Source organism: Brevibacillus sp. IT-7CA2 (genome assembly GCF_949767855.1).
In the GTDB taxonomy this organism is placed as follows: domain Bacteria; phylum Bacillota; class Bacilli; order Brevibacillales; family Brevibacillaceae; genus Brevibacillus.
Window position 1 is genome coordinate 24,787 of the sequence record NZ_CATKQT010000053.1, and the last position, 25,246, is coordinate 50,032.

Annotated in this window: 23 protein-coding genes; 15 read left to right on the forward strand and 8 right to left on the reverse strand. The window is 48.4% G+C overall.

All coding sequences use genetic code 11. The features are described 5' to 3' along the window. Nucleotides 1-23 precede the first annotated feature (23 nt). The 4 genes from ACM6JA_RS27490 to ACM6JA_RS27505 are packed head-to-tail and all read left to right on the forward strand — an operon-like array spanning nucleotide 24 to nucleotide 4,093. Complete coding sequence (locus ACM6JA_RS27490) at nucleotides 24-1,226, forward strand: ROK family transcriptional regulator (protein WP_414854946.1); 1,203 nt, start codon at nucleotides 24-26, stop codon at nucleotides 1,224-1,226. Nucleotides 1,227-1,277: 51 nt separating this feature from the next. Further along, nucleotides 1,278-2,183 carry a Gfo/Idh/MocA family protein gene (locus tag ACM6JA_RS27495; RefSeq protein WP_414854947.1) on the forward strand — a complete coding sequence of 302 codons (906 nt, stop codon included), beginning with the start codon at nucleotides 1,278-1,280 and terminating at the stop codon, nucleotides 2,181-2,183. Continuing rightward, the gene (locus ACM6JA_RS27500) at nucleotides 2,180-3,175 is read left to right on the forward strand and encodes a Gfo/Idh/MocA family protein (RefSeq protein WP_414854948.1); all 996 of its coding nucleotides are present in this window, start codon (nucleotides 2,180-2,182) and stop codon (nucleotides 3,173-3,175) included. The genes ACM6JA_RS27495 and ACM6JA_RS27500 overlap by 4 nt, the downstream gene beginning before the upstream one ends. Before the next feature lie 45 nt (nucleotides 3,176-3,220). Beyond that, the gene (locus ACM6JA_RS27505) at nucleotides 3,221-4,093 is read left to right on the forward strand and encodes a sugar phosphate isomerase/epimerase family protein (RefSeq protein WP_414854949.1); all 873 of its coding nucleotides are present in this window, start codon (nucleotides 3,221-3,223) and stop codon (nucleotides 4,091-4,093) included. Nucleotides 4,094-4,196: 103 nt separating this feature from the next. On the opposite strand, the gene ACM6JA_RS27510 is transcribed toward ACM6JA_RS27505, so the two are convergent. Beyond that, entirely contained in the window at nucleotides 4,197-4,550 is a 354-nt protein-coding gene (locus ACM6JA_RS27510) for a DUF805 domain-containing protein (RefSeq protein WP_414854950.1), read from the reverse strand. Nucleotides 4,551-4,755: 205 nt separating this feature from the next. Here ACM6JA_RS27510 and speD point away from each other — a divergent pair, with 205 nt between their 5' ends. Next, nucleotides 4,756-5,565, forward strand: a complete 810-nt coding sequence (speD, locus tag ACM6JA_RS27515) for an adenosylmethionine decarboxylase (RefSeq protein ID WP_414854951.1) — start codon at nucleotides 4,756-4,758, stop codon at nucleotides 5,563-5,565. A gap of 472 nt (nucleotides 5,566-6,037) precedes the next feature. On the opposite strand, the gene ACM6JA_RS27520 is transcribed toward speD, so the two are convergent. From ACM6JA_RS27520 to ACM6JA_RS27540, 5 genes are all read right to left on the reverse strand, one after another. Then, nucleotides 6,038-7,756 (reverse strand): hypothetical protein, encoded by a 1,719-nt coding sequence (locus ACM6JA_RS27520; RefSeq protein ID WP_414854952.1) that lies wholly within the window; start codon nucleotides 7,754-7,756, stop codon nucleotides 6,038-6,040. 204 nt (nucleotides 7,757-7,960) lie between these two features. Then, nucleotides 7,961-8,626 (reverse strand): ankyrin repeat domain-containing protein, encoded by a 666-nt coding sequence (locus ACM6JA_RS27525; protein WP_414855165.1) that lies wholly within the window; start codon nucleotides 8,624-8,626, stop codon nucleotides 7,961-7,963. 100 nt (nucleotides 8,627-8,726) lie between these two features. Next, nucleotides 8,727-10,199, reverse strand: a complete 1,473-nt coding sequence (locus ACM6JA_RS27530; RefSeq protein ID WP_414854953.1) for an S-layer homology domain-containing protein — start codon at nucleotides 10,197-10,199, stop codon at nucleotides 8,727-8,729. Nucleotides 10,200-10,397: 198 nt separating this feature from the next. Next, on the reverse strand, nucleotides 10,398-11,093 hold the full coding sequence (locus ACM6JA_RS27535) for a response regulator transcription factor (RefSeq protein ID WP_007722650.1): 696 nt from the start codon (nucleotides 11,091-11,093) through the stop codon (nucleotides 10,398-10,400). A 15-nt stretch (nucleotides 11,094-11,108) separates the two neighbouring features. Continuing rightward, on the reverse strand, nucleotides 11,109-12,572 hold the full coding sequence (locus ACM6JA_RS27540; protein ID WP_414854954.1) for an ATP-binding protein: 1,464 nt from the start codon (nucleotides 12,570-12,572) through the stop codon (nucleotides 11,109-11,111). 169 nt (nucleotides 12,573-12,741) lie between these two features. Here ACM6JA_RS27540 and ACM6JA_RS27545 point away from each other — a divergent pair, with 169 nt between their 5' ends. The 4 genes from ACM6JA_RS27545 (at nucleotide 12,742) to ACM6JA_RS27560 (ending at nucleotide 15,927) form a co-directional block, all read left to right on the forward strand. Then, nucleotides 12,742-13,539, forward strand: coding sequence for a carbon-nitrogen hydrolase family protein (locus tag ACM6JA_RS27545; protein ID WP_106652410.1), 798 nt, complete (start codon nucleotides 12,742-12,744; stop codon nucleotides 13,537-13,539). Between the two features lie 108 nt (nucleotides 13,540-13,647). After that, nucleotides 13,648-13,896 (forward strand): hypothetical protein, encoded by a 249-nt coding sequence (locus tag ACM6JA_RS27550; protein ID WP_414854955.1) that lies wholly within the window; start codon nucleotides 13,648-13,650, stop codon nucleotides 13,894-13,896. Between the two features lie 337 nt (nucleotides 13,897-14,233). Then, the gene (locus ACM6JA_RS27555) at nucleotides 14,234-14,365 is read left to right on the forward strand and encodes a hypothetical protein (protein ID WP_414854956.1); all 132 of its coding nucleotides are present in this window, start codon (nucleotides 14,234-14,236) and stop codon (nucleotides 14,363-14,365) included. Nucleotides 14,366-14,541: 176 nt separating this feature from the next. Then, the gene (locus ACM6JA_RS27560; protein ID WP_414854957.1) at nucleotides 14,542-15,927 is read left to right on the forward strand and encodes an L-cystine transporter; all 1,386 of its coding nucleotides are present in this window, start codon (nucleotides 14,542-14,544) and stop codon (nucleotides 15,925-15,927) included. Between the two features lie 137 nt (nucleotides 15,928-16,064). On the opposite strand, the gene ACM6JA_RS27565 is transcribed toward ACM6JA_RS27560, so the two are convergent. Further along, nucleotides 16,065-16,244, reverse strand: a complete 180-nt coding sequence (locus ACM6JA_RS27565) for a hypothetical protein (RefSeq protein ID WP_414854958.1) — start codon at nucleotides 16,242-16,244, stop codon at nucleotides 16,065-16,067. Between the two features lie 34 nt (nucleotides 16,245-16,278). Further along, complete coding sequence (locus ACM6JA_RS27570; protein ID WP_414854959.1) at nucleotides 16,279-17,910, reverse strand: peptide ABC transporter substrate-binding protein; 1,632 nt, start codon at nucleotides 17,908-17,910, stop codon at nucleotides 16,279-16,281. Nucleotides 17,911-18,132: 222 nt separating this feature from the next. On the opposite strand from ACM6JA_RS27570, the gene ACM6JA_RS27575 reads away from it, so the two are divergent. The 6 genes from ACM6JA_RS27575 to ACM6JA_RS27600 all read left to right on the forward strand — a co-directional run bounded on the left by ACM6JA_RS27575 (nucleotide 18,133) and on the right by ACM6JA_RS27600 (nucleotide 25,075). Continuing rightward, the gene (locus tag ACM6JA_RS27575) at nucleotides 18,133-18,687 is read left to right on the forward strand and encodes a hypothetical protein (RefSeq protein ID WP_414854960.1); all 555 of its coding nucleotides are present in this window, start codon (nucleotides 18,133-18,135) and stop codon (nucleotides 18,685-18,687) included. Between the two features lie 213 nt (nucleotides 18,688-18,900). Then, nucleotides 18,901-19,356: a MarR family winged helix-turn-helix transcriptional regulator gene (locus ACM6JA_RS27580; RefSeq protein WP_414854961.1), complete on the forward strand. Its 456-nt coding sequence runs from the start codon at nucleotides 18,901-18,903 to the stop codon at nucleotides 19,354-19,356. Nucleotides 19,357-19,389: 33 nt separating this feature from the next. Beyond that, on the forward strand, nucleotides 19,390-20,205 hold the full coding sequence (locus ACM6JA_RS27585; protein ID WP_414854962.1) for an SDR family oxidoreductase: 816 nt from the start codon (nucleotides 19,390-19,392) through the stop codon (nucleotides 20,203-20,205). A gap of 95 nt (nucleotides 20,206-20,300) precedes the next feature. After that, the gene (locus tag ACM6JA_RS27590; protein ID WP_414854963.1) at nucleotides 20,301-21,605 is read left to right on the forward strand and encodes a hypothetical protein; all 1,305 of its coding nucleotides are present in this window, start codon (nucleotides 20,301-20,303) and stop codon (nucleotides 21,603-21,605) included. Between the two features lie 744 nt (nucleotides 21,606-22,349). Next, complete coding sequence (locus ACM6JA_RS27595; protein ID WP_007721891.1) at nucleotides 22,350-23,609, forward strand: amidohydrolase; 1,260 nt, start codon at nucleotides 22,350-22,352, stop codon at nucleotides 23,607-23,609. A gap of 62 nt (nucleotides 23,610-23,671) precedes the next feature. Further along, nucleotides 23,672-25,075, forward strand: a complete 1,404-nt coding sequence (locus tag ACM6JA_RS27600) for a M20 family metallopeptidase (RefSeq protein WP_414854964.1) — start codon at nucleotides 23,672-23,674, stop codon at nucleotides 25,073-25,075. The last annotated feature ends 171 nt before the right edge of the window (nucleotides 25,076-25,246 follow it).

Here is a 25,246-nt window from a genome sequence, read left to right on the forward strand (position 1 = left end):
TTTGACATAAAAGGGATGGTTACATGCGTAGGACGGGTGATTTAAAGCTGATCCAAGAACTGAATCGCTCCATCATATTAGATACGATCCGTCATTACGGCCCCATTTCCCGGAGTGAAATAGCGAAGCGGAACAAACTGAGTCCTACTACCGTGACCTCGGCTGTCAGTGAGCTGATTCGTGACTCGTTCGTATGCGAGGTGGGAACAGGAGAGTCAAATGGCGGACGAAAACCGATATTAGTCCAGTTTTCTCCTGATAGTCGCTTTCTGATCGGCATTTCGATCTCTGGCTCGAAAATTACGATTGCCGAGATGAATCTGGAAGCTGTGGTGAAACGAAAGGAAGTTCACTCGATCAAGCCGTACCAAGGGGAGAGCGTTCTCGCTTATTTGATGGACATCATTGAGCAATTTTTGCGTGGAGCCGCGAGTCTGGAGACATGCATGGGAATCTCGATTGTCACACAAGGCATCGTGGACTCGGTCCATGGGGTGATTCGCTACAATCCAAAGCTTCGCTTGCAGAACGCCCCTGTTAAAGAAATGATCGAGCAGCGTTTCCAGATGAAAACCTGGCTGGATAACGACACGAATGCGTATTTGCTCGCCGAGAAGACTATCGGGGATTTCAGTCATTATCAAAACATGCTGTATGTCACGATTGGGGATGGATTGGGAGCCAGTATTTTGATGAACGGTGCCATCTACAGGGGCTTTAAAGGCGGGGCCGGTGAGTTCGGTCATACCACGATTGATCGGGCAGGTGTGCGGTGCGACTGCGGAAATGTTGGCTGTCTGGAAAATTACGTGAGCTGGCCAACGATTTACTCCAAGCTGGTCTCCTCGCTTGCGAAAGGAAAGACGAGCAGCATCTCGGATTTGGTGGAGCAGGATGTTGGCCGGATTACTCCTGCGGTGTTTCGTCAGGCTTTGGCAGAGCAGGACCCGCTTGCGGTCAGCATTTTGGAGGAAACCGCTTCTTATTTGGCTTCGGGGCTGGTCAATCTGATTCATTTGTTCAATCCGGAGGTCATTATTCTGGGCGGCGAGATTGCCTTCGAAAATGAGCTGTTGATTGCCAAAGTAAAAGACTACGTAGGGGAATACGCGCATGGAATCCTGACGGAGGAACTGGAGATTCGGCCGAATTCGTTGGGTGAAAATGTAGAGGTCGCAGGAGCTGCCGCTGTTTTATTGCAGGATACGTTTCAGTTTTCGCTATAAGAGGGTTGTGTCGAGCAGTCCACAAAGCTCGAGGAGAGGGGGAGCGGGATCATGGTAAAAGTTGTGGTCGCAGGGGAAGCGGGAACAAGCGTCAAAGAGTCGCAAGCTTGGTTTCGGATCACAGAGGCAGAGATTGTAGGTGTGGCGGACAGCTTATCTTCTTTGCGCGAAATCTTGCAGGGAACAGAAGTGGATATCGTGGATATTGGCTCGGTTACGGACAGCACTGACCCATGGGTGACGCTTGCTGCCCAGGCGGGAAAGCATATTTTATGCGCAGAAGGTTCTGCTCTAGGGCGTGAAGGAATCAGTTTGTGCGATCAGCATGATATCATGCTGCAATTCGCAAATACGCTGCGTTTTGCTCCAGAATACGAGCAAGCGCACGAGCAAATAAAGAATGGGGCCATAGGCAAAGCAGGTGTCATTCGTGTAAGAAGGGGCGCTCCAACATCGTCCCAGAATGCCGACAAATGCATTTTTCAAGCGCTTGGAATGCGTGAATTCGATTGGCTACGCTGGACGTTCGGCGAGGTTGAGCGAGTGATGGCGCGAGAGGTCAAGCACACGAATGAGCCAGGACAGATCGTCCATTATGCGCTGGTCATGCTCCGAATGGCAAGCGGGGCAATTGCTCATGTAGAGCTATCTTGGGCGGAGGGGACAGAACATACTTCCTTTGAGCTTACTGGTGATCAAGGAATGATTGCGCATGATAGCCGGGAAAGCACCCCTATTCGCTGGAGTCGGGGAGAGCAGTTACTTTCGACAACTTTCCAAGGGATGGACCTGATGCAGCGACAGCGGGAGCATTTTATTCGCTGTGTACAGAAACAGGAAGGGTCACGTCTGCATTCTCGTGATCTGCTTGCTGCTCTCGATATCGCTTCGGCGGCGAGAGAATCGGTCAAGACGGGACAACCTGTGAAGCTCATGCACGGAGGTGACGAGGGATGAAGGTAGGAATCATCAGCTTCGCCCATATGCATGCGCATAGCTACGCTACATATTTGCAAAAGCACCCCGATGCACAGCTGATAGCAGTCTGGGATGATGACTCGCGCCGTGGAGAGGAAATGGCGACTGCCTACCAGCTCGATTTTTACGAAGATCTGCAAGCCTTTTTGCGATCCAGTATCGACGCGGTCATTATTTGCTCGGAAAATGCCAAGCACAAGGATCACGTGATTGCGGCAGCGCGAGCGAAAAAGCACATTCTGTGCGAGAAACCAATTGCCACCGAGATTGCGGATGCACGCGAAATGATTCAGGTCTGCAAAGAGGAAGGTGTCATGCTTCAGGTTGCCTACCCTGTCCGTTTTGCACCCGTGATGGAAAGTGTCAAACAGATCGTTCAGTCAGGTGCTCTCGGAGACATTCTCGCCATCGATGGCACGAACCACGGACAAATGCCAGGTGGCTGGTTCATTGAAAAAGAGCTGTCTGGCGGTGGGGCAGCGACGGATCACATCGTCCATCTGATGGACCTCGTACGCTGGATGCTCCAAGACGAAGTAAAAAGCGTCTACGCTGAGCTGGACACACGCTTTTACGAGATTGAGGTAGAGGATTGTGGACTGGTTTCTGTGGAAATGGAGTCTGGAGTGATCGTTGGAATTGATCCGAGCTGGTCGCGGCCGAAGACGTTCCCGATGTGGGGAGATGTGACGATGCGGATTGTCGGCACCAAAGGCACGTTGGACGTCGATGTGTTCAAGCAACACGCGCTCTATTACAATGACCGCGATTCGAAGCTGCAAAATTTACCTTGGGCTGTGGATATGGATGAGCGGCTTATCGCCGACTTTGTGCAAAATGTCATAGAAGGCCGACCTCCGTCTATTACAGGAGAGGATGGACTGCGGACACTCGAAGTGGTGAAGGCAGCCTATGAATCCCATCGTCTCAAGCAAGTCGTGACTATCAACAAGGTGCATTTCTCATCATGATGAGCAGTAGCCTTTCTATACAATAAATCGAATGAGGTGGAACTGATGAAAATTGGATTGAGCACGTACAGTCTGCTGACAGCAATCCGAGCTGGTGAAATGGATGTACTGGATGTCGTGCAATGGATCGCGGATAACGGCGGCGAGCACATGGAAATCGTGCCGTACGGTTTTACATTGGTCGATAACTACGAATTGGCAGACGCTGTTCGGGATAAGGCAAAAGCGGTAGGGATTGAGCTGTCCAACTACTCGATGCCGACCAACTTTATTCAACCAGATGAAGAAGCCTTCGAAGCTGAAGTCGTACGTGTGAAAACACATGTCGATCTGCTGCACCACATGGGTATCAAGCATATGCGCCACGATGTGTCCGCCTTTACTGTTCCCGTAGAGGAGACGACGATAGAGTACTTCGAAAAGCATTTGGCTGAGATGGTCGAGGGAAGCAGCCGAATCGCTGATTATGCCGCGCAATTTGGAATAACGACGACAATCGAGAATCACGGCTGGCTCGTGCAGGCAAGTGATCGTGTGCAGCGCGTCCTGCATGAGGTCAACCGTCCGAATTTCAAAACGACGCTGGATATCGGAAACTTCATGTGCGTGGACGAGGCTTCCCTGGTCGGTGTGCAAAAAAATCTGCCATACGCTTCGCTCGTGCATTTCAAAGATTTTTACTTCCGTCCTTCTTACCATGATCCGGGCGCAGGCAAATGGTTCAAAACCGTCAACGGCAACTTCCTGCGTGGGGCGATAGTTGGACAAGGCGACATCAACATCCGGGAAGTCGTCAAGCTGGTCAAGCAATCCGGCTATGATGGCTATATCACAGTCGAATTCGAAGGCATGGAGGATTGCCGCGAAGGGTCCAAGATTGGGATGGACAACCTGCGACGTTTTTGGGACGAGGCGTAAAACGGTAGTGGAAAAACGGCATTTGGGGAGAGCCCCGAACTGCCGTTTTTTCTTTGGACCAAAAATAAAAAACCTCTCCCTTTGGGGAGAGGCGATGGAGACATTAGAAGGATTGCGAAGTTTTTGGATTCGCACCGTATTTGTTGTCTCCTTGGCTGTCTTGGCACAAGAATACGATCAAAATAATTGCACCGATAAAAGGAATAAACGTGAGAAGGATCCACCAACCGCTTCTTCCAGTATCGTGCAATCGGCGTGCAGTTACGCTCAAACTAGGCAGTAAAACAGCTAATGAATAGATCATGCCCAAAATTGATCCTGTACCAATTAAATAGTCTACGAGAGCAATTACCATAGATACGATGATGTTGAACAAAGTGAACATCCAATATTCTTGACGTCTAGCTCTTCCTTCAAATGCAACGTATTTCTTCAATACGCTTGTATACCAATGCATGATAATTTCCCCCTTTCTTCTAAAATTTGACACACTTCGATATTTTATCACTAAATCAAGGGGATTAGAACCATATTCTGTCAAGTTTCCCTAATGCTATTGAATCATTTTTAGGTAGGACAAAAGTAATGGGTATTTATGAACGAGGTGGAGGAAAAAGTAAGAGCAAACGAGTTTTGGATGCTATCACAGGGGGAAATGACGCTTGGAAAAAAATACAGAACAAAACGTTACGCTGCATGGCTTCAACAATTTGACCAAGTCACTCAGCTTCAACATGTACGACATCTGCTACACGAAAACAAAAGCGGAACGGGAAGCGTATATCGAATACATAGATGAACAATACAATGCAGAGCGATTGACAAATATCCTGAAAAACGTGTCGGATATTATCGGCGCACATGTACTAAATGTCGCTCAACAAGATTATGTACCACAAGGTGCGAGCGTCACTTTTCTTGTATCCGAGGGACCAATCGTAGAGGTCCCTACTGAATCTTATGAGGAATCCCCCGGACCTTTGCCTGAAAATGTGGTGCTGCAATTGGACAAGAGCCATATTACGGTGCATACGTACCCAGAGTACCATCCAACGGAGGGCATCAGTACATTCAGGGCCGATATCGACGTGTCGACTTGTGGCGAAATTTCTCCGCTCAAAGCACTCAATTATTTAATTCGTTCGTTTGATACAGACTTGATGACAATTGATTACAAGGTGCGTGGTTTTACCCGGGATATACATGGATACAAGCTGTTTATCGATCACGACATCAGTTCGATCCAAAATTATATTCCCGAGGAAATTAAGGAATTGTTCCACATGATTGATGTGAATGTGTACCAAGATAATATTTTCCATACCAAATGCAAGCGCAGGCAATTTGATCTGAACAATTATTTGTTCGGATATACGAAGGATAAGCTGACACCGGAGGAACAAGAGGATATTGCAAAGCAATTGCAAATAGAGATGGACGAGATTTACTATGGGAAAAATTTTGTGAATTAGTAGCTCTAGTGGGGGAAAGAAGCGCATTTCCAGTCTACGCTTCGGCCTACGCCCCGCTGTGGGTTAGACTGTCCACTCCGGGCTGAATGGCGGGAGCCGCTTCAAAAGTAGGAGTTTCGATGAGGTATTCGCAGAGTTGAAGCTAAAAGCACTCCCTCCATTCAGCCCTCCGCTTTGTCGTGCTCCAGAGGCGCTTGGACTGGAAATGCGCTTCTTTCCACGCAGCTTTTTGTACTTCTAGAACGCTGATCCAAGTTGTCTTTAAGCGAAATACTCCATGCAGATTACACAAGAAGATGAAACAAAAGATCATCTCTCTCAAAAGACTTCCAGACATAACTGCCAAAAAGATCTAATCCCCCGAAATTATTCACTGCTGTTCGAAAGTCATGTCACATGTTTGGAAGGAGACCGCCCGAACGAAGAGAGGATACAGGCGACTGGAAAACATGTGGCATGGCTTCTCCCGACCTCAACAGTTGGAGGTCATCGTTCTTTTATCTTCTCGAAGGGTTGGGTTAAGATAGTAGGCCCGAATCTCCTCCAGCGTTTTTCTAGCAGGCTGCACGAATTCGCGGTCCCAATCTTCCGGAGGAGAATCCAGCGAGATGCCCTTTTCCTGCAAGGTTCGAAACAGCTCCTTATCCGCTTGCGTAGGTATCCACCACGTGTAGACGGGATTCGTTTTGCCATTGAGCAACGATTCAAACATAAATTTCACATAGGTAGCTGTAGAGAGTTCGCCGTAATTGACATCGAATTCAGGCTCGGGTGCCGGATAATCCTCTGGATAGCGGAACGGGCCAAAGTGAATGGAAATACCCAGAAAGCCGACAGGTGGAATGTTGTTTCCATACCCCGGAAGAGAGAACGGCAGATCGGCTGCGAAGTGCAGGCGAATCATGACAGAGTTGATGAATTGCCGTTCGAAGAAACTTTCTTTTTGCCAAATGCCGAGTTCTCGTGAAAGAGTATCCCAGTGAATTATGGACGTATTGTGCGCGAGCCAGAAGGAGGACGACATCTGTTCAAACGTTTTGTAAAATTCCTCATCGTAATCGTGGAACGGATCGAGCATGTCGAACAGGCTGAAGCACCCATGTTTTCTCCGCCATTTTTGAGCGATGATCAGAAAATCAATCAATCGCTGGATTCGCAACTCCGGGCTACTCTCATTATTGGCAAACAGATACGTAGCTTCTATCAAATCGGCAGTGAAGTTGCCGTTAACAAAATCCCAGTAATTGATTTCACCAGCTTCTACGCGTTCTTCATTAATCCGCTTCGTATCCGTTTCCCATCGCGCAAAGGTGGTGACATCAATGCCGAAATAAAGCTCAGGCAAGAGGTCGCCAAAAATATGGAAGCGATAAGGGCTGGATTGCTGGAACCAAGATTTGATGAAGTCCAGGCGAGAAGAGGGAGACACGACTGCGGCCCGCTCCACATAGTTCGTTTTGGCAACGGTTGACTCGAATTCTTCAACGGATGAGGCGATCGCTACGAAAGGGGCTGCTGATGTCAGGAAGTCCACGCCATCTTCGTCGTTGTCGTATTGTACAATGATGTGCTGGAAGGTTGCCTCAGCCAAGGGAGATAACACGAGCTGATTCCAACGGTGTGCGGTTGCATCGTCAATGGCGCCGATGACGACGATGGGTTTGTCTGATTCTCCGCGAAAAGAAATAGAGGCACCGTTTTGGACGACGATCTTGTTTTGGCAGCGTACGTTGATAGATGTGCCTGCTTCAAAGCTGATTGAAGTCCCAGCAGCTATGATGACATCCTCTGGTCCGATCATGTACGGACCATTTTCTGCGGGAAATTCCTCCGATTGATTGATGATCCCCGATAGGCGCTTGTACTTATCTACGTGCAGTTGATAGGTGTGCTGCGGGTCTGGATCAGGCCCAATCGTCAGCTGCACGTAGTAAAGACCATCTTCCTCCGGAAAAAAGGGAAGGATGATGGGGGCGTTCGGACTATATTCAGCTTCTGCGAGTTTTGTTCGATGGATGTCATAAATTCTGATGGTAGTCAAAGGATGCGTCAGGTTATTCATGTGAATTTCAATAGCGTCTGTAGAAGCAAGAAAGAGCTTGTACATCTCCACCTTGGGTTCAAGGTTAGGAGAAGCTTTTCGGATTCGTTTGTCCGTTTCCAGAATAGATGTATACGAGCTGACGGTCATGTAAAACAGGCTCCTATCAAAAAGGTGTAGGTATATTGGAATAGTCCACTAGTGATAGACGCCTGAATATAGAAAAAGTTTTGAGTTTTGCAGGGTCTTTTGGTCTGGGAAATAAGAAAAAGGATAGGGGTCAGATGAGTTCTGACGATCCTATCCTTTGCTTCTTCAATTAGGTAGTTCAAAAATCGACTTTCGGGTATTTTCTTATTTACCGCCAGCCTGCGTGAGCATTTCAATCATTTCTTTGTAGCCATGTTTCTTCGCATGCCCCAGAGGCGTCACACCATCGTGATCAGCGAGATTGACATTGGCATTGTGCTCGATCAGGAGCTTCACGATTTCCTGATGCTTCTTGCCACCATCGCCCAAAATCACTGCTTCTAAGAGAGCGGTCCAGCCCAATCGGTTGACGTGATCAATGTTGACATCAGAGGTGGTGAGCAGTTCCTTGACGATCTCGATATGTCCACGATCAGCCGCAGGAATCAAGGCCGTTCCGCCAAAACGGTTCGTAATGGTAGTGTCGGCACCTGCTGCTATCGAAGCTTTTACGAATGCGAGCTGCCCTGCTGCGCTTGCGAAGAGCAGGGGATTGTCTAAGTTGTTGTCTCGGATGTTGATGTTGGCTCCGCGTTCAACCAGCAAGTTGAAAATGTCGAGTTGAGCAGTGTGGACCGCGATCATCGCAGAGGTGCGGCCTCTACTATCGGTAGCGTCAATATCCGCACCTTCTGCAAGCAGCCTCTCAATCGCTGCTTTGTCTCCTTGACTGGTTGCTGTCAATAAGGCTTGATTCAGCTTATCCATTTCAACTTTCACCGCCTGGGTTGCTTGCTGCTCGCCACTCGTCAAGAGGGTATTCCAATTCATCTCACACCCAGTCAGAGCGATGGCGGACGTCACGAGACAAACAAGCAGCACAATGAACCCACACCTTTCTTTTGATTTGGATACCTGCATCACACAAAGACTACTCGACTGTCAGCTCGGCAGAAGATTTGCCAGCCCAATCGCCGACAGGTGTTACCGTGTATGTGGTACCTGCTTTCAATTTACCATCTTGCTGGATGTCAAACACGCCTGTGGTACCTTTTCGGCTGGAATATTTGTACGTCGCCAGCAGTTTTTCTCCGTCTGCACTAGAAAGTTCTACGCTGCGTCCGGAGAACAGCTCGTCTCCCGGGTCCTCTGTCAGGGTAACGGTGATAGAAGTTTCACTAGCTGCTTTGGCTTCGCTGATTTCGAGCGGAGCGATTTCTTTTGCGACGAAGGTCGGATTCGCGATATTCGCCCAGTCGGACGTAATCGTGTACGTAACGCCTGGAGTCAGGACTTGGCCTTCTGGGAGACGGAATTTAATTTCTTGCTTGCCGTCTGTTGATTGTGTGAAAGGCACGTATTTCGCTACGATTGGTTGTCCGCCTTCCGGTGTAATGGTCACTTGTCTTGCTTGCATGGAAGGAATGATTTGATACGTTTTGCCGTCTGCACTGTTGTTTTGATCCAGCACCAATGCATTTGCTCCGCGTCCGCCGCTGTAGGCAGAGATGATGTATCCGTAATCAAGGACACCATTTGCACGCAAGGACTCCACTTCAAACGTGTCGTTTGTTACTTGTCGTACTTCCGTCATGTCGATCTTGGTTGCGTTGCCTTGGAATGTGCCCGCCTTTTTCCCTTTGTAAGTCAGCTCGTAGGTGGTTCCTGGTTTTTGAACCGAGGTCGGCACGATGTAAGTATTGGTAGAACCCGTTTTCAGACGTGGCATGTTGGTCAGTGTCAGACCTTCGCTGAAGACAAAGTCTTCTTTTGCTTTTGCAAATGCTTCGTTTTCTGCGGTTAACGGAGCGTCGAAGGTCACAATCAACGTGATTTCGTTCAATGCTTGTACGTTCGTGATGCTTGCTTTGTCAGAAGGCATCGCCTGACGAGCCGTATTCAACAGATAAGCGGCTTCGCCGCGAGTAGCGGTGCTGTCTGCTGAGAAGAAGCGTTCTGCCCAGTAGTTAACGGACTTCGCATCGCGCTTGAGCGCTTTTGCAACGACTTGAGTGAGCTCAGCATCCGTCACAGTTCCACGCGGATCGAACTTGCCATCTTTTGCTTGCATAATATCAAGAGATACCAGGTCAACCGCGTATTTGTAGAACCAATCATTTGTTTTCACATCCGTGAAGGTTACGGATTTATCTGTTTTGCCGCCTTGCAAACCAAATGTGTGAGAGACCATTTTTGCCAGTTCAGCGCGCGTAACTTGATTGTGAGTGTTGGAGTTGCTTTGCATCACTTGCAGCTTGGCGAGCTCACTAACCGCTTTTTGAATTTCTTGTGCACTCAGGGGGGTGGAAGCTGCTTGCACGTTCAGTACAGCGTAAGGAAGGGATGCAGTACCCAAAACAGTTGCGAGCATCATGATCGCGATTTTATTGGAAAACTTTCTCATCGTTTGGTCCTCCTTTAGAGTCAGTTGTTGCTTGATTACCTGTAGGATAGTCGAGAGACCTAAACTGCCAAGAAACAAGAGATTAAAAGAATCTAAAAAAGTTCTTAAAAAAAGATAAAAAAACCTCCAGCTTTGGCGTGGCGCCACAAGTGCGTCCGCGTATTAGCTGAAGGTTTTTGATGGTAGAAAAGCCTATGCTTAGACAGTAAATCGGTAACCGGCACCCCAGACCGTCTCGATATACTGTGGATTGGACGGATCGACTTCGATCTTTTCACGCAGCTTGCGAATGTGCACCGTTACGGTCGCGATATCTCCGCTAGAATCCATGCCCCAGATTCGTTCGAACAGCTCGTTTTTGTTAAAAACCCGATTCGGGTGAGTTGCTAAAAATTCAAGCAGATTGAATTCTCTTGTCGTGAAAATGACTTCCTGATTGCGTACGTAGACTCTTCGGGATACTTTGTCGATGACGAGACCACGAATATGAATCTCCGCGTTCGTTGGTTGAGGTTGTCGGGCTGTCAAACGCTCGTATCTTGTCAGATGGGCTTTGGCTCTGGCTACTAATTCGCTTGGGCTAAACGGCTTTGTAATATAGTCATCGGCACCGAGATTAAAGGCGCGGATTTTATCGATCTCTTCTTTTTTGGCGGAGACGATCAGGATTGGTACTTCCTTGGCTTGTCTGATCTGGCTGCACAATTCGAAGCCGTCCATGCCTGGAAGCTGCAAATCAACGATGATCAAACTGTAGTCGCCATTGATGGCAAGCGGCAATCCTTCGCTGCCAGAGTGGCATAAATCGACCTGAAAGCCGTTCAGTTCAAAATAATCCCGCTCCAGCTGAGCGATGGTCGTCTCATCTTCAATGATGAGGATGCGTGAAGACATGGGAATGTGCACCTCCTATTGTTTGTGGGTACGTTTTAACGTAAAGAACAGACTCGTGCCTACGCCTTGCTTGCTCTCCACCCAGATACTGCCGCCATGACCCTCGACGATCTGGCGTGCGATGGAGAGTCCGAGACCGCTACCGCCCGTGGAAGAATTACGGGATTGCTCCACCCGGTAAAAGCGTTCGAACAGGTGAGGAATGGCTTCTTGCGGGATACCGATGCCGTTGTCTTTTATTTCAATGGTGGCCCAATGAGCGTTCGCTTGAACCGAGACGCAGATGATTTTCTCAGGTTTATCCATGTATTTTTGCGAGTTGCCGATGATGTTTAAGACAGTGCGCTTGATTTTTTCCAGATCGGCGATGACCAGGGTGCCTTCAGCTGTGCGTTGATTCCACTGAATCGTGATGCCCTTCTTTTCCAGATCGTAGTGCAGCTCGTCGATACAATCATCCAAAAATTGCACGATATCTACATGTTCAAACGTAAAGGGTACTTGCTTCAGATCGAGCTTGGAGTAGAGGAACAGCTCATCCACGAGCATGTCGAGGTCTACTGCCTTGGAGTAAATGATGTTCACGTACTTGTCCATTTTCTCCGGAGTATCAGCCACGCCATCGCGGATTCCCTCGATGTAGCCCTTGATATTGGTAATCGGTGTACGCAAATCATGCGAGATGTTGGAAATCAATTCTTTGCGGCTTTCTTCGTCCGCAAGGCGTAGCTGCACTGATTCCTGTAATCGTCTGCGCATGTTCTCGAACGCTTCATTTAGTTGTCCAATCTCGTCTTTTGTGTGCAGATGGAGCTCAAAGTCCAGATTGCCTTCCTTGATGTATTCTGCCGAATTGCGCAGTAAATCGAGCGGCTTGACGACGCTGCGGGTAATCCAGCGGTACAACAAGACGTTTGCGATGACAATGACGCCGAGGAGGAGGAACACGAGCATCGGCAGCAGTTTGCGGATAACCTCACCAAATGGACTGCGCTCGCGGATCACAAAGACACTGCCTTTTGCGCCGTCTGAAAACTTGAAGTCAAACTTGGCATACGCATAAAATCTTTCGCCGATGTTGAACGTGTTGCGAATCTGGTTGTTGTTCAAATCATAGGGCGGCAAGCTGTTTTCCAGCTCGGGTTGATTGATGGTTGGGGAGGTAAAGACTTGATTGCTCTCTCTGCGGACATACAGGCCGGCTCGTACCGTTTTGAGCTTGAAATCGTAATCGGCAAGCAGCTCCTGGTTTTGCAGTTGATCCGGCTCATTCTTCGCGAGATATTTCAATTCAAGGAAAATATTCTCTTCCTGTTCAGTCAGCGGATTGAGCTGATAATGCACTTTATAAAAGTCGCGAAAGCTGTTGAAATCGCCTGTCGCCGCAATCGTAAATAGACTGGCGGCTACGAAAAACGTCAGCAAGCTGATTACTAGCATCCCTGTGTAAGAGAGTAGCAGCTTAATACGGATGGACATGGACTCACCTACTTTCGATAGGGTGAAAATTTATATGCAAGATGACAAGTCCATTATATACAAGACGTCCAGCTGGTAAAGCATAATTACTTGGAACTCGGTCAAAATCAGTTATACTAGCAAATAAGAAAACGAGAGCTTTGTATGAATGGGAAGGACGGGGATATTCATGAAAGTAGCCATTGCACAACTTACAGCGACGATGGATAAGACGCAAAATTTGCAAAAAGCAGCCGATTACATCGCAAAAGCAAAGGCAGCAGGGGCAGATTTTGTAATCTTGCCTGAAATGTACAGCGCACCTGCCACGCCAAAGTCGGGAGTAACGCCAGCAGAGGTAGCGGAAAAGCTGGATGGTCCATTTGTTTCCGGCCTGGCAGAGCTTGCTCGGGAGCATGGGGTTTATGTGGTTTGCGGTGTGTTTGAATCGATCGAGGGTGATGAAAACCGCGCATACAATACGACTGTTTTTCTAGGCCGTGAAGGACAGCTGCTGCATGCGTACCGCAAGACACATTTGTACGATGCCTTTTCCTACACAGAATCGGACTTCATCGCGCCTGGGGATAATCCGTATCAAGTGGTGGAAACGGAATTCGGCAAAATCGGGCTGATGGTTTGCTACGAGGTGCGCTTCCCGGAAATCGCGAGACAGTTTGCGCTCCAAGGTGCCGATATTTTGTTTGTCCCAGCAGGCTGGGTAGCCGGAGCGATGAAAGAGGATCACTGGGAGACACTGGTTCGTGCGCGTGCCATTGAAAACACGATGTTTGTATGTGCGGCTGATCAGGTTGGAAATATTTTTGCCGGACGGAGCATGTTCGTCGATCCGATGGGTGTCGTGATTGCAAGTGCAGGGGAAGAAGAAACGTTATTGATCACAGAACTGGATGTAAGTCGGATTGAACGAGTACGGGGCAAATTGCCAAGCGTAGCCAACCGCAGAGCGGAACTGTATACCAATTAAACGCCTATGCACACTTTCTCTTTTGTTCAATATGATGGTAACAGATAACCAGTCATTATTTTGGCCCTTATGTAAGCGTCGCCATCATGAGAGAGGGAGTGTGTACGAATGTTCTGGTTCGTATGGGCTGTCGTCGGTGTGGTCGTTTGGTGGGCAATGAGCTTGATCTGTACAGGAAAAGCGGCAGGATCAGGCTGGTGGGCTTCGCTCATTGCTGCTCTTTTGGGTAGCTGGCTGGGCGATTTGGTATTGGGTGATTGGCTGTGGATGTGGGCCGGCTTCAACGTCATTGCCGGAGCCATTGGTGCGGTCGTCCTCACCTGGCTGTGGTGTTTGGTAAGAAAACAACTGCAATAAGCGAAACGGTTTCGAATTACTAACTAACCAGGGATCGTCCAAATGGGCGGTTCCTGGTTTTTTTATTGGTCACTTTATATGTGGCTGCGGTGGGGAGAAGAATATTTCCAGTCTAGGCTCCAGGCTCCGTCCCACTGGAAGAATGCACTGTCCGCTCCGAAGGGATTCGCGGGGAAACGCAAAAGTGGTAGCCGCTACGTCTGGAAATATTCTTCACAAGCGTAACGAGAGTGCATTCTTCAATCATTTAAAGCATTAAAAATTCGTTTAGAACGGATAGCTCGCAGAGGAAACAGGAGAAAAAAGCGAAGATCTTTGGAACGCCGACCGAGACGCAATGCAAAAAGCGAAACATGCTCTTAAGCGTCCACCTCTGAAAAACTTCGAGGAAGAAACCACTTTGGACGCGGTTTCGCTTTTTGCATGGAGTCGGGCAGTCAATCTCACAGCGGGCGGGACAAGAAGCTGAGCGTTTTCTCCTGTTTCCGCCCCACCACTACAGCTCGATATTATGTACCTCTGTAAGACAGTTTGGAATAATACAAAAACAATTCATACTTGACCAGTAGGGATTGTTGGTAATATAACTATATCTATACCGAATACAATAATGAGAGGTACATAGAACGAAAGGGAGGGGAATATATGTCGACATTATTGATCATCGTAAACATTGTTTTGTTGCTCTTATTCATTGCTGGATTGTACGCCATGCAAAAGAAGCATATTTCTTTTTCCAAGCGGGTATTTGTCGGTCTCGGACTCGGGATTTTATTTGGACTCATTTTGCAATACGTATACGGAGCCAAATCGGATGTACTCAAATCCACCATCGAATGGTACAACATTGTAGGGAAAGGCTATGTGAAGCTGCTTCAAATGATCGTAATGCCACTGGTATTCATCTCTATTTTATCGGCTTTCACCAAAATGAAACTAACCAATAACATTGGGAAAATCAGTACGCTGATTATCGGACTTTTGGTAGGGACGACTGCTGTCGCGGCAGCAATCGGGATTTCGACTACTTTGGCATTTAACCTCGACGGGGCACAATTCCAGCAGGGGGATGCGGAATCCGCTCGGATTGAACAGGTAGAGCAGCGCTTGGGGGATATCGAGAACTTGAGCATGCCAGCCAAAATCCTGGAACTGCTTCCTGCGAATCCTTTCCTCGATCTGACTGGAGATCGTGCGACTTCTACGATTGCCGTTGTGATTTTCTCTGCGATTATCGGTGTTGCGTATTTAGGGATAAAACGCAAAAATCCGGAGCAAGCTGAATTGTTTGCGAAAATTGTGGACGCATTCCATACGATCACTATGCGTGTCGTGACTTTGATCCTGCGCCTGACGCCATATGGTGTATTGGCAATCATGATCAGAGTCGCAGCTACCAGCGATTACAATGCCATCTGGCAGCTGGGCAAGTTCGTTGTCGCTTCGTATGTGGCGATGATCATCATGTTTATCATCCATTTGTTGCTGTTGACGTTTGCAGGATTGAATCCAACCACCTATGTGAAAAAAGCATTCCCTGTCCTGACGTTCGCCTTCACTTCTCGTACGAGCGCGGGTGCTTTGCCGCTGAATGTAAAAACGCAACAAAGCATGGGTGTTCCTGAGGGAATTGCCAACTTCGCAGGCTCCTTTGGACTCTCCATCGGGCAAAACGGCTGCGCTGGTATTTATCCAGCTATGCTGGCCATCATGGTGGCTCCAGTCGCGGGAATTGATCCGCTGACACCATCGTTCATCCTGACGCTGATCGCAGTTGTGGCACTCAGCTCCTTCGGGGTTGCAGGCGTAGGGGGCGGAGCGACCTTTGCAGCACTGCTCGTCTTGTCCACGATGAATTTGCCGATTGCCATTGTCGGTCTGCTCATCTCCGTTGAGCCGTTGATTGACATGGGCCGCACCGCGCTAAACGTAAGCGGAAGCATGACGTCCGGACTCTTGACGAGCCGAGTGACAAAAGAGCTGGACACCAATGCCTACCACGGAAACGACCAAAAAACGCTGACTGTGTAAATGTAATAAAACAGGCTGTACCGTCTATTGTGACAGGTACAGCCTGTTTTTTGGGTTATGCTTTTTCACAAAGCTCGTGAATACAAAACGCTACGGAGAGGAAGAGAAAAACGGAGCGACCGCAGGCCTTGGCACGCCTACCCAGTCGGAACTTCAAAAAGCGGTACACGCTTGTCGACCAACCTCTTCGCTGAGAACCTTCCGCCCATCGGGTGGCTTTTGGTCGACGTACCGCTTTTTGGAGTGGAGACGGACATCCCCGCTTCCTTGTTGGCGTGCCACGAACGGAGGAAGCCCGTTTTTCTCTTCCAAACCACTATGTTCGCACAAACATAAATAATATCTTATTTCTTATGGATTAACCGAGGTGTACTTGAAGTACGCGCCTCCCAGCGGGAAGATGATGAAATCTTTCACCTTGTCGTTTTTCACATAAGGGCTTCCACGGAAGTTGATCGGAGCCAGCGGCATTTCCTCCATCAAAATCGTTTCCGCTTCTAGCAGGATTTTTTTGCGCTGGTCGAGATCAGGCTCGTTGTAGCTCTTGTCGATCAGCTCTTTGAACTTGGCATTTTCCCAATCCGGGTGGTTGTTTCCGCCCGTTTTGTCGCGGAACATCTCCAGGAAGTTGATCGGGTCGTTGAAGTCTGCACCCCATTGGAAGCGGATCATGTCAAAGTTCGCTTGCGATCTCATGTCGCGGTACACCTTCAGCTCTGCCGTGTACAGCTTCACGTCGACACCGAGTGCTTTTTTCCACTGATCTTGCAGGGCTTCTGCCAGCTTTTTGTTGGTATCATTCGAGTCAAAGGTGTAGGTAACAGTCGGGAAGGTCGAGAGTCCGAGCTCCTTCATACCTTCTTCCAGCAATGCTTTGGCTTTTGCCTGGTCTTCTTTAAAGTACCCGTCTGGTTTTAATCCCATGGAAGTCGGTACCCAACCGTAGGCGGCTGGAACACCCGTCTGCAAAATATTATCGATGATTTCCTGACGGTTGATGGCATAAGCGAACGCTTGGCGAATTTTTTTGTTGTTGAACGGTGGTTTGTTTGTATTAAAAACAACGGATTGTGTGCCCGGATTATCCGCGACCATCAGCTTGCCCGCATCTTTGAGTGTAGGGATTGCGTCGGTCGGAAGTGTTGAGGCAGGATAGCCGCCCCAGTCGATGTCGCCATTTTCGAACATCGAGAACGCTGTATTGTTGTCCTCGATCATAGCGATTTCAATCCGCTCGAGCTTGACGTTATCTTTATCCCAGTAGTTCGGGTTTTTCGTAAAGACGATTCTGCTTTTGTGCTCCCACGTGTCCATGATGAATGGACCATTTCCTACGATTGTTTTCGCTTCATCCGCCCATTTCGGGTTTCCTTCCAGCGTTTTTTGATGCAACGGGAAGAGGGTCGGGAAAAAGGTTAGCTCACGGAAAAATGGAGTCGGTGACTTCAGGTTGAATTCCACGGTATAGTCGTCTACAGCCTTGACGCCTACATCCTCTGCTTTGCCTTTCCCCGTATTGTACTCCTCTCCTCCTTTAATGTAGTAAAGCTGATAGGCGTACTCGGACGCTGTTTTCGGATCGAGGTTGCGCTTGATCGCATAGACGAAATCATGGGCGGTGACAGGGTCTCCGTTACTCCATTTGGCATCCTTGCGAATTTTGAAGGTGTAGTTCATGTAATCCGGCGAGTTGGTGAAGCTCTCAGCCGTAGCATTGACGAGTTGACCATTCAGGTCATAGCTGGTCAAACCTTCAAAGGCAGCGTAAATCATGTCAAAAGAATCCGCGTCGACGGCGATCCCAGGGTCCATCGAAGGCGGCTCGCTGTTGATGCTCCATTTTAACACCATCGGCTCTGTTTTTGTCGCTTCTGTAGGTGTAGTGGAGCCAGTGGGTTGAGCAGGTGCGGAAGAGTTCGAGCACCCCGCTAGTACCCCGAAAAGCAAGGTAAGACAGGTTGCAATTGCCAGTCCCTTTTTCATAAATACCCCCTTAAAAATGATAGAAACGTATATTCAGAATATTTGCTTGCGTTTTCGATAGCAAAGGAATTTTTTTAGTTTCTCGATAAAAAATATTTACTTAGGTCATTGAAAGATAGGAATAGTGGTATAAAGTTAATTGATTTTTCTCAAAAATTTACTCGTTTTGAAAGATATGGTATGTTTTGGTAAATATTAATGATAGGAGAGGTGGGAATCACTATGTTCAAGAAAATGGTTTTTTCAGCATTAAGTGTAGCCGTATTTTCTGCAGTGCTAACGTCTCCGATTCAAGCCACTAGTGTTGGTGGGCAGAAAGAACATTCATTAGCTTCTGCCAGATGGAGTTCAGATGAGGAATGGATTCGAAAATCTGCTGCTGTCCCAGCAGGTTGGGTCGTCATTCGTGAAGATCTAGGTTCCAAGCTCATTAAAAATACAGCAGGTGCTCCTTATGGTGAGGAATTACGAGTTAGCAAATATTCTCCTGTTCCAGCGGGATGGGTAGTTTTAAGAGATGAAGTAGCTGGTCGGGTGATAAAATATGTAATAGGAGCATCTTATCGTACGGAGTTCAATGTGACCAAGTTCTCCCCCATTCCAACTGGATGGGTTGTAGCTCGAGAAAATTATGATAGCAAAACGATCATGAATGTTGTTGGAGCTCCTTATGGCACGGTATTATTAGTAAGCAAATATTCACCTGTTCCACCAGGGTGGGTTTACGAGGGACAAGTGGCTGCTGGCAAGTACATTAAAAACTTGAATCGCTATTAGTCGTATAAAACATAAATCTTCGAACCCAACTTAAAAATGGAGAAGTTTTCATAGAGAAAGAACTGATGGATAAGGTGTATATAACCATCAGTTCTTTTTAATTACGATAAAAAGCGATCAAACCCGATTTTAGCGCTTTGCCCATTGACAAAAAAATACAGATGGATTACATTTCAAGTTGTTAAGTACTTAACTAAATAAGGGGGGAAGAGCATGGCAGATGATCTCGAAACGTATGTAAACCAGCCCCCTTTACGGACAAAAGCATTCTTTTCCTTGATAGATGCCACCGCAGATTTGGTGGGGCTCTCAGAAAAATATTGGTATGCAAAAGGCATGAACGGTGCAAGAATCCGAATATTGGTAGAGATCGCGAAGTATGGTGACAGTATCCTGCCTTCACGCTTGGCAGAGTGCATTGGAGTGACGAAGGCCAACATTAGTCTTTTGCTTGCACCACTGGAAACAGACGGTCTGATACACCGGGCTCCCCATCCCAAAGACGGCAGAAAATCCGTAATCTCACTGACGGAAGCAGGAAAACAGCTTCTTTTCGTGCACCTTCCCGGGAATCGCCAGGTAATTGCAGAGGGGCTAAAAGGACTGGAGGAGCAGGAGCTGCATCAACTGATATTTTTATTAGAGAAAATAAGGCAAAGTGTGAGATGAACTTTGAGCTGCAGGGGAAAAGGGGGCAAAAGCATGTCCATTCTCATCACAGGAGCAACAGGCAAACTAGGGAGCTTGATTATCGAACAGCTTTTGAAAAGGGTGGAAAGGGAACGCCTCATTGCCTGTGTACGCAGACTGGACAAAGCGACACGGTTAAGAGAGTTGGGAATCGAGGTAAGACAGGCGGATTATGATGACCTTCTGTCTCTGGAACGCTCTTTTGCGGACGGCACGAAGCTTTTGTTTATTTCCAGCCCGCACACTGATGATACCGTTCGTGTACGACAGCATAGTCATGTCATAGAAGCGGCGAAAAAAGCAAATATCACGCACATCGTGTATACCAGCTTTGCCTTTTTGGAAAAGGCAAATATCTCGCTCACGCATCTCCATTTGGCAACGGAACACGCCATTCGCACGACAGGGATACCGTATACGTTTCTGCGAAATGGACTTTACAGTGATGTGATTGCGGCATTTGGTATTCAGCAGGCAATCGAAACAGGAGAGCTCATTACTTACCCTGGCAAGTGGAGCTTTCACACAGTGACACGCGAGGATCTTTCATTGGCTGCTGCCACTGTCATCTGCACAGAGGGGCACGAAAATCAGACTTACGAGCTTACGGCTTCCCGAGCTTGGAATTTCGCAAAGCTGGCTGAAGTGTTGACGGCACAGACAGGCAAATCCATCAGGCATCGGGAGGACACTGTTGCAGAAAGCTGGCTGTATCGCTTCTTGATGCAAATTGATGCGAGCAGTACGACGACGGATTTGGAGAGAATCATCGGCAAGCCCACTGCTTCACTCGAACAAATGGTTATGCAAATCATGGAGCAAGCGTAGTACAGCATGCTTGGCATCCAGTAGACAAAGAGAACGGCACATGATATGAATGAGGAAAAGGTGTCGATCATGACTAGGTAGGAGATAACGCCCTTATGTATAGAATCGGTGTTGTAGGACCACGGCCTTCGGTGGAGCGGATACTGGCGGTTGCCAATGAGTTTGAGCATGAGATCGAATTTGTTCCTTTTCGTTATGAGGACGTTCGTGACGTGAGCAAAATCGTCCTGGAGCATCATCCGGAATTAAACGGATGGTTCTTCTCTGGACCGATTCCGTTTACCATCGCCAAAAACGTGCTCAGCCCGGATGCCAATCTCGTGTATTGCCCACCGAACGGTTCGAATCTGTATCGTTGCTTCATTCAGATGTCGATTGATCAAAAGACAGCCGTGAACCGTGTATCCATTGATATGATTGATTCGGAAGGAAAGCATTTGAGCGAGGCGATGTCGGAGCTGGACATACCTGAAGAGGGGATTTACGTCAGTATGTACGACGAAAATTTTGACCTCGATGCGATCACGCAGTTTCATATATCGCTGTGGCGTGAAGGCAAGACACAGGGAGCGTTCACCACATTTTCTGTGGTTGAACATGCGTTGCGCGAGGAAGGCATTCCTGTCTATCGTGTCCTGATGACGAAAATGGAGATTCGGCAAGCGATGAAAATCGTCATTGAAAAGGTGAAAAGCTCCTATTTTAAGGACACACAAATCGGGGTAGAGATCATTGAGTTGGAGCAGTTTGACAAGATTCCCGAGCGGGCGAGCACACGCTTTTACTTGCAGCATCTGGAGCTGAAGATCAGACAAATTCTGCTTGCGCTCTGCGATCGGCTGGACGGCTCTCTGCTGGCAAATGGCAACGGACGCTACCAGATTTTCAGCTCGCGTGGTGCGATTCAACGAGAGATTGAAATGTTACGACATACGGTGGAACAGCTCTCTTTGGAGGCAGAGGTTCCGGTTGCAGTAGGTGTAGGCTTTGGGGATACAGCTTTTTCTGCGGAAAACAATGCGCGAAAAGCAATCCAGCACGCAAAAGAACGACCGGGGGCGGGCATTGTTGTCGTACAGGATAATGGCGTCATGATGGAATCGGTAGGAGAAACAGAGGAGCTCGCCTATTCGTTCCGCTCCAGTGATCGCGAGCTGCTGGAAAAGCTGAACCGGGCCAATGTAAGTGTCAAATCGTATCACAAGCTGCGTGCGCTGGTTCAGCGTATGGGCTGGAAGACGTTTTCGACGACGGATATCGCTTCGCATTTGTCGATGACGGTACGGAATGCACAGCGGATCATGGGAAGCTTGTGCGAAGTGGATTTGGCCGAGTTTAGCGGGGAAGAGCAGCAAGCTGTACGTGGACGTCCGAAGAAGCTTTATCAGTTAAAGAAATGAAGGCACCCGACGAGATGTTCGGGTGTTTTTTTATTATGGGGCTGCGGTGAAGAGAAGAATATTTCCAGTCTAGGCTCCAGGCTCCGTCCTGCTTGGGTCAAGACTGCCCGCTCCGAAGGGATTCGCGGGGAAACGCAAAAGTGGTAGCCGCTACGTCGTATGGGCACGGTTGCGTTTCTTTTGCCCGCAAATCCCTTCTCCGCTAGGTAGGACTTCACAAGTCGCTACGTCTGGAAATATTCTTCTCTGTCGTAACTGCTGACATTCTTCAATCTTTTAGGGCTTTTAAAAATCGGATTCACACTGAAAGTTCGTAGAGGAAACAGGAGAAATAAGCGAAGATCTTAGGGACACCGACCGAGACTCCATGCAAAAAGCGAAACACGCCTTTAAGCGTCCACCTCTGAGACTCTTCCAGAAGAGACTACTTTGGACGCGGTTTCGCTTTTTGCATGGAGTCGTGCAGTCAATCCCCCAGGGGGTGGCCCTAGAATCTGAGCGTTTTCTCCTGTTTCCTCCCCACCACAATAGCGAGAAGAAGTTTTGTTATCTTTCAAGAAGTCTAACAACTTCTATTGAAAAAACGGAGAGGCAACTATATAATTCAATTAAGCGAAAATGTCTTTTATTATTCGTATATTGTAAGGGTTTACATTTGCCAGTCTTCTCATATTTCTAGAGCTTGCCTATCGGACCTGGACATGGAAAAAGACATGCTCCAGAGTTAACAGGAGGAATTGAACGATGTTGGATCTGGTTTCGTTGCGAAGAGATTTTCATAGACACCCAGAGGTAGGATTTACGGAGTTCCGTACCGCTTCCAAGGTAGTAGAGATTTTGACGTCCCTCGGCTATGAGGTCATATACGGACAAGAAGCAATCGATGGAGATTCCCGTCGGGGCTTGCCTTCCGAGGCGGTTCTCGAGGCAGCGTATGAAAGAGCTTTGCGTGACGGTGCAAACCCGGCGATCGTTGAAAAAATGCGCGGTGGCTATACAGCAGTGATCGGTGTGAAGAAAGGGAAGGCACCTGGACCAACGGTTGCTTTCCGTTTTGATATGGACGCACTGCCTGTATTGGAAAGTACGGAGCAAGACCATTTTCCACAAGCGAATGGCTTCCGCTCCCATTATGAAGGCAACATGCATGCCTGCGCTCACGACGGTCATACCACGATTGGCTTGGGATTGGCAGAAGCGCTTGCAGCAGGAGATTTTTCCGGTACGCTCAAACTGATTTTCCAACCAGCAGAAGAAGGCGTTCGCGGTGCATACGCGATCGTGGAAAAAGGCCATTTGGATGATGTTGACTATATTTTCTGCAACCATTTGGGTGTCAATGTGCCGCTAGGTGAGGTACACGGCGGTTCCTATGGTTTTTTGGCTACCACGAAAATGATGGCACATTTCTACGGTGTTTCTTCTCATGCTGGTGCGTCACCAGAGCAAGGGAAAAATGCATTGCTCGGAGCGGCTACCGCCCTGTTGAACATTCATGCGATTCCGCGCTTCAGCACTGGTGATACGAGGATCAATGTGGGTGTGCTAGAAGGCGGAACAGCAGCGAACATCATTCCGGCCTATGCCAAGATGGTTGTGGAGACTCGTTCCATTACCGAAGAAGTAAATGCAGAAGTAGAAAACCGCGTACGCAACATCATCGCGCACAGTGCCGCTATGCATGAGCTCGACTACAAGATCGAAGTTGTCGGGGGAGCCATCCCGATCAACTACGATGTGGAGATGGCAGAGCTGGCACTGGAAGAAGCCAAGCAAGTAGAAGGCTTCGATTCCTTTAAGCACGGCGATTACAACTCAATGGGCAGTGAAGATGCCAGCTTTATGATTAAACGCGTTCAGGATCGTGGCGGAAAAGGAACGTACATGGCAATTGGTACGGATATCCCGGCGCCTCACCACCATCCGAAATTCGATATACAAGAAGAGATTTTGCCACGCAGCGTAGCGCTTTTGAACCGAATTGCAAGGCGATTGCTGACGTAAAAAACGTTCCTAACTGAGCGAAAAAGCACGTGGGCAACTAGGGCGGAGAGGATGTTTGCGAAATGCATACCAAGCGAATTGCAGAAATGATTGAGAAAAAACGAGATACCTTCATCAAGGTGAGCGACCAGATTTGGGATTTCGCGGAGACGCGTTTTGAAGAGTACCAATCTGCTGAACTGCTGGCTCAAACACTCGAAGGAGAGGGCTTCAAGGTTGAGCGCGGAGTAGGCGGAATCCAAACGGCCTTCATCGGAAGTTTTGGTAGCGGCAATCCTGTTGTGGCGATTTTGGGTGAGTTCGACGCTCTGTCGGGCATGAGCCAGAAAAAAGGCCAAACTACAGAAGAGCCTCTCGTAGGAGGTGCAAACGGCCATGGCTGCGGGCACAACTTGCTCGGTACCGCTTCTCTTGCGGCAGCCGTTGCAGTGAAAGCGTACATGGAAGAGAACAACATGACGGGGACTGTTCGTTACTACGGCTGCCCAGGAGAAGAAGGTGGCTCCGGGAAAGCGTTCATGGCGCGAGCAGGATTGTTTGATGACGTGGACTTCGCACTTTGCTGGCACCCAATGGGCTACAACAGCATTATGTCCATCGATTCGCTCGCGAACTATCAAATCTACTTCAAGTTCAAAGGAAAGAGCGCCCATGCGGCAGCAAGTCCACATCTCGGTCGAAGCGCACTGGATGCGGTGGAATTGATGAACGTCGGCGTGAACTACTTGCGTGAGCACATCATCCCGGAAGCACGTGTGCACTATGCCATCACGAACTCCGGCGGCTTGTCGCCAAATGTGGTTCAACCAAAAGCAGAGGTATTGTACCTCGTACGTGCGCCAAAGGTTGATCAAGTACAGGAGATTTACGAGCGCGTATGCAAAATTGCGCAAGGCGCTGCGCTCATGACGGAAACTGAGGTAGAGATCGTATTCGACAAAGCGTGCTCAAACCTCGTACAAAACAAGCTGCTCGAAGAGGTCATGTACAAAAACTTCCAGGAGCTGGGCGTCCCTGTGCATGATGAAGCGGAACTGCAATTGGCAAAAGAAATGCGTGCGACGCTGTCCAAGCAGGAACTCGCTACTTCGGAAAAACAGTCACCGGACATGCCTGCCCCAGACATGGTGACATGGCTCAACCCATTCGACGGATCAAAAATCCCGCTGAACGGCTCCACGGATGTAGGGGATGTGAGCTGGATTACGCCGACCGCGCAATGCACGACTGCGTGTTATATTAACGGCTCCACGCTGCACTCCTGGCAATGGGTGTCTCTCGGGGCGACATCTATGGCACATAAAGGGATGCTACATGCGGGGAAAGTCATGGCTTCTACAGCGATTGACATGCTGAAAAAACCAGAGCTGATCGAACAGGCAAAAGCCGAGCTGAAACAGCGTCTGGGCGGTCAAACGTATGTGTGTCCGATTCCAGAGGGTGTCATGCCTTCTGTGAAAAAATAAGAGACACTCGGAAATAACAAGCGGACGACTTCTGAACGATCAGGGGTCGTCTTTTTTGTTGTAGCGTGAAAATCTCCTTGACGAATAATCGTGCTCGTTATATCTTTAATTCAAGATATATCACAACCACAGTTTTTTAGTCCGCCTTGTAATGAACGGAGCGTTTTCAAT

Bases quoted from the DNA above. Each gene is read 5' to 3' on its own strand.
- ACM6JA_RS27575 (WP_414854960.1), top strand. From the start codon at position 18,133: ATGTTCAAGAAAATGGTTTTTTCAGCATTAAGTGTAGCCGTATTTTCT.
- ACM6JA_RS27540 (WP_414854954.1), bottom strand. From the start codon at position 12,572: ATGTCCATCCGTATTAAGCTGCTACTCTCTTACACAGGGATGCTAGTA.
- ACM6JA_RS27530 (WP_414854953.1), bottom strand. From the start codon at position 10,199: ATGAGAAAGTTTTCCAATAAAATCGCGATCATGATGCTCGCAACTGTT.
- ACM6JA_RS27570 (WP_414854959.1), bottom strand. From the start codon at position 17,910: ATGAAAAAGGGACTGGCAATTGCAACCTGTCTTACCTTGCTTTTCGGG.
- ACM6JA_RS27595 (WP_007721891.1), top strand. From the start codon at position 22,350: ATGTTGGATCTGGTTTCGTTGCGAAGAGATTTTCATAGACACCCAGAG.
- ACM6JA_RS27590 (WP_414854963.1), top strand. From the start codon at position 20,301: ATGTATAGAATCGGTGTTGTAGGACCACGGCCTTCGGTGGAGCGGATA.
- ACM6JA_RS27490 (WP_414854946.1), top strand. From the start codon at position 24: ATGCGTAGGACGGGTGATTTAAAGCTGATCCAAGAACTGAATCGCTCC.
- ACM6JA_RS27580 (WP_414854961.1), top strand. From the start codon at position 18,901: ATGGCAGATGATCTCGAAACGTATGTAAACCAGCCCCCTTTACGGACA.
- ACM6JA_RS27560 (WP_414854957.1), top strand. From the start codon at position 14,542: ATGTCGACATTATTGATCATCGTAAACATTGTTTTGTTGCTCTTATTC.
- ACM6JA_RS27555 (WP_414854956.1), top strand. From the start codon at position 14,234: ATGCAAAAAGCGAAACATGCTCTTAAGCGTCCACCTCTGAAAAACTTC.
- ACM6JA_RS27495 (WP_414854947.1), top strand. From the start codon at position 1,278: ATGGTAAAAGTTGTGGTCGCAGGGGAAGCGGGAACAAGCGTCAAAGAG.
- ACM6JA_RS27525 (WP_414855165.1), bottom strand. From the start codon at position 8,626: ATGAATTGGAATACCCTCTTGACGAGTGGCGAGCAGCAAGCAACCCAG.
- ACM6JA_RS27505 (WP_414854949.1), top strand. From the start codon at position 3,221: ATGAAAATTGGATTGAGCACGTACAGTCTGCTGACAGCAATCCGAGCT.
- ACM6JA_RS27535 (WP_007722650.1), bottom strand. From the start codon at position 11,093: ATGTCTTCACGCATCCTCATCATTGAAGATGAGACGACCATCGCTCAG.
- ACM6JA_RS27520 (WP_414854952.1), bottom strand. From the start codon at position 7,756: ATGACCGTCAGCTCGTATACATCTATTCTGGAAACGGACAAACGAATC.
- ACM6JA_RS27585 (WP_414854962.1), top strand. From the start codon at position 19,390: ATGTCCATTCTCATCACAGGAGCAACAGGCAAACTAGGGAGCTTGATT.
- ACM6JA_RS27500 (WP_414854948.1), top strand. From the start codon at position 2,180: ATGAAGGTAGGAATCATCAGCTTCGCCCATATGCATGCGCATAGCTAC.
- ACM6JA_RS27545 (WP_106652410.1), top strand. From the start codon at position 12,742: ATGAAAGTAGCCATTGCACAACTTACAGCGACGATGGATAAGACGCAA.
- ACM6JA_RS27510 (WP_414854950.1), bottom strand. From the start codon at position 4,550: ATGCATTGGTATACAAGCGTATTGAAGAAATACGTTGCATTTGAAGGA.
- ACM6JA_RS27600 (WP_414854964.1), top strand. From the start codon at position 23,672: ATGCATACCAAGCGAATTGCAGAAATGATTGAGAAAAAACGAGATACC.
- ACM6JA_RS27550 (WP_414854955.1), top strand. From the start codon at position 13,648: ATGTTCTGGTTCGTATGGGCTGTCGTCGGTGTGGTCGTTTGGTGGGCA.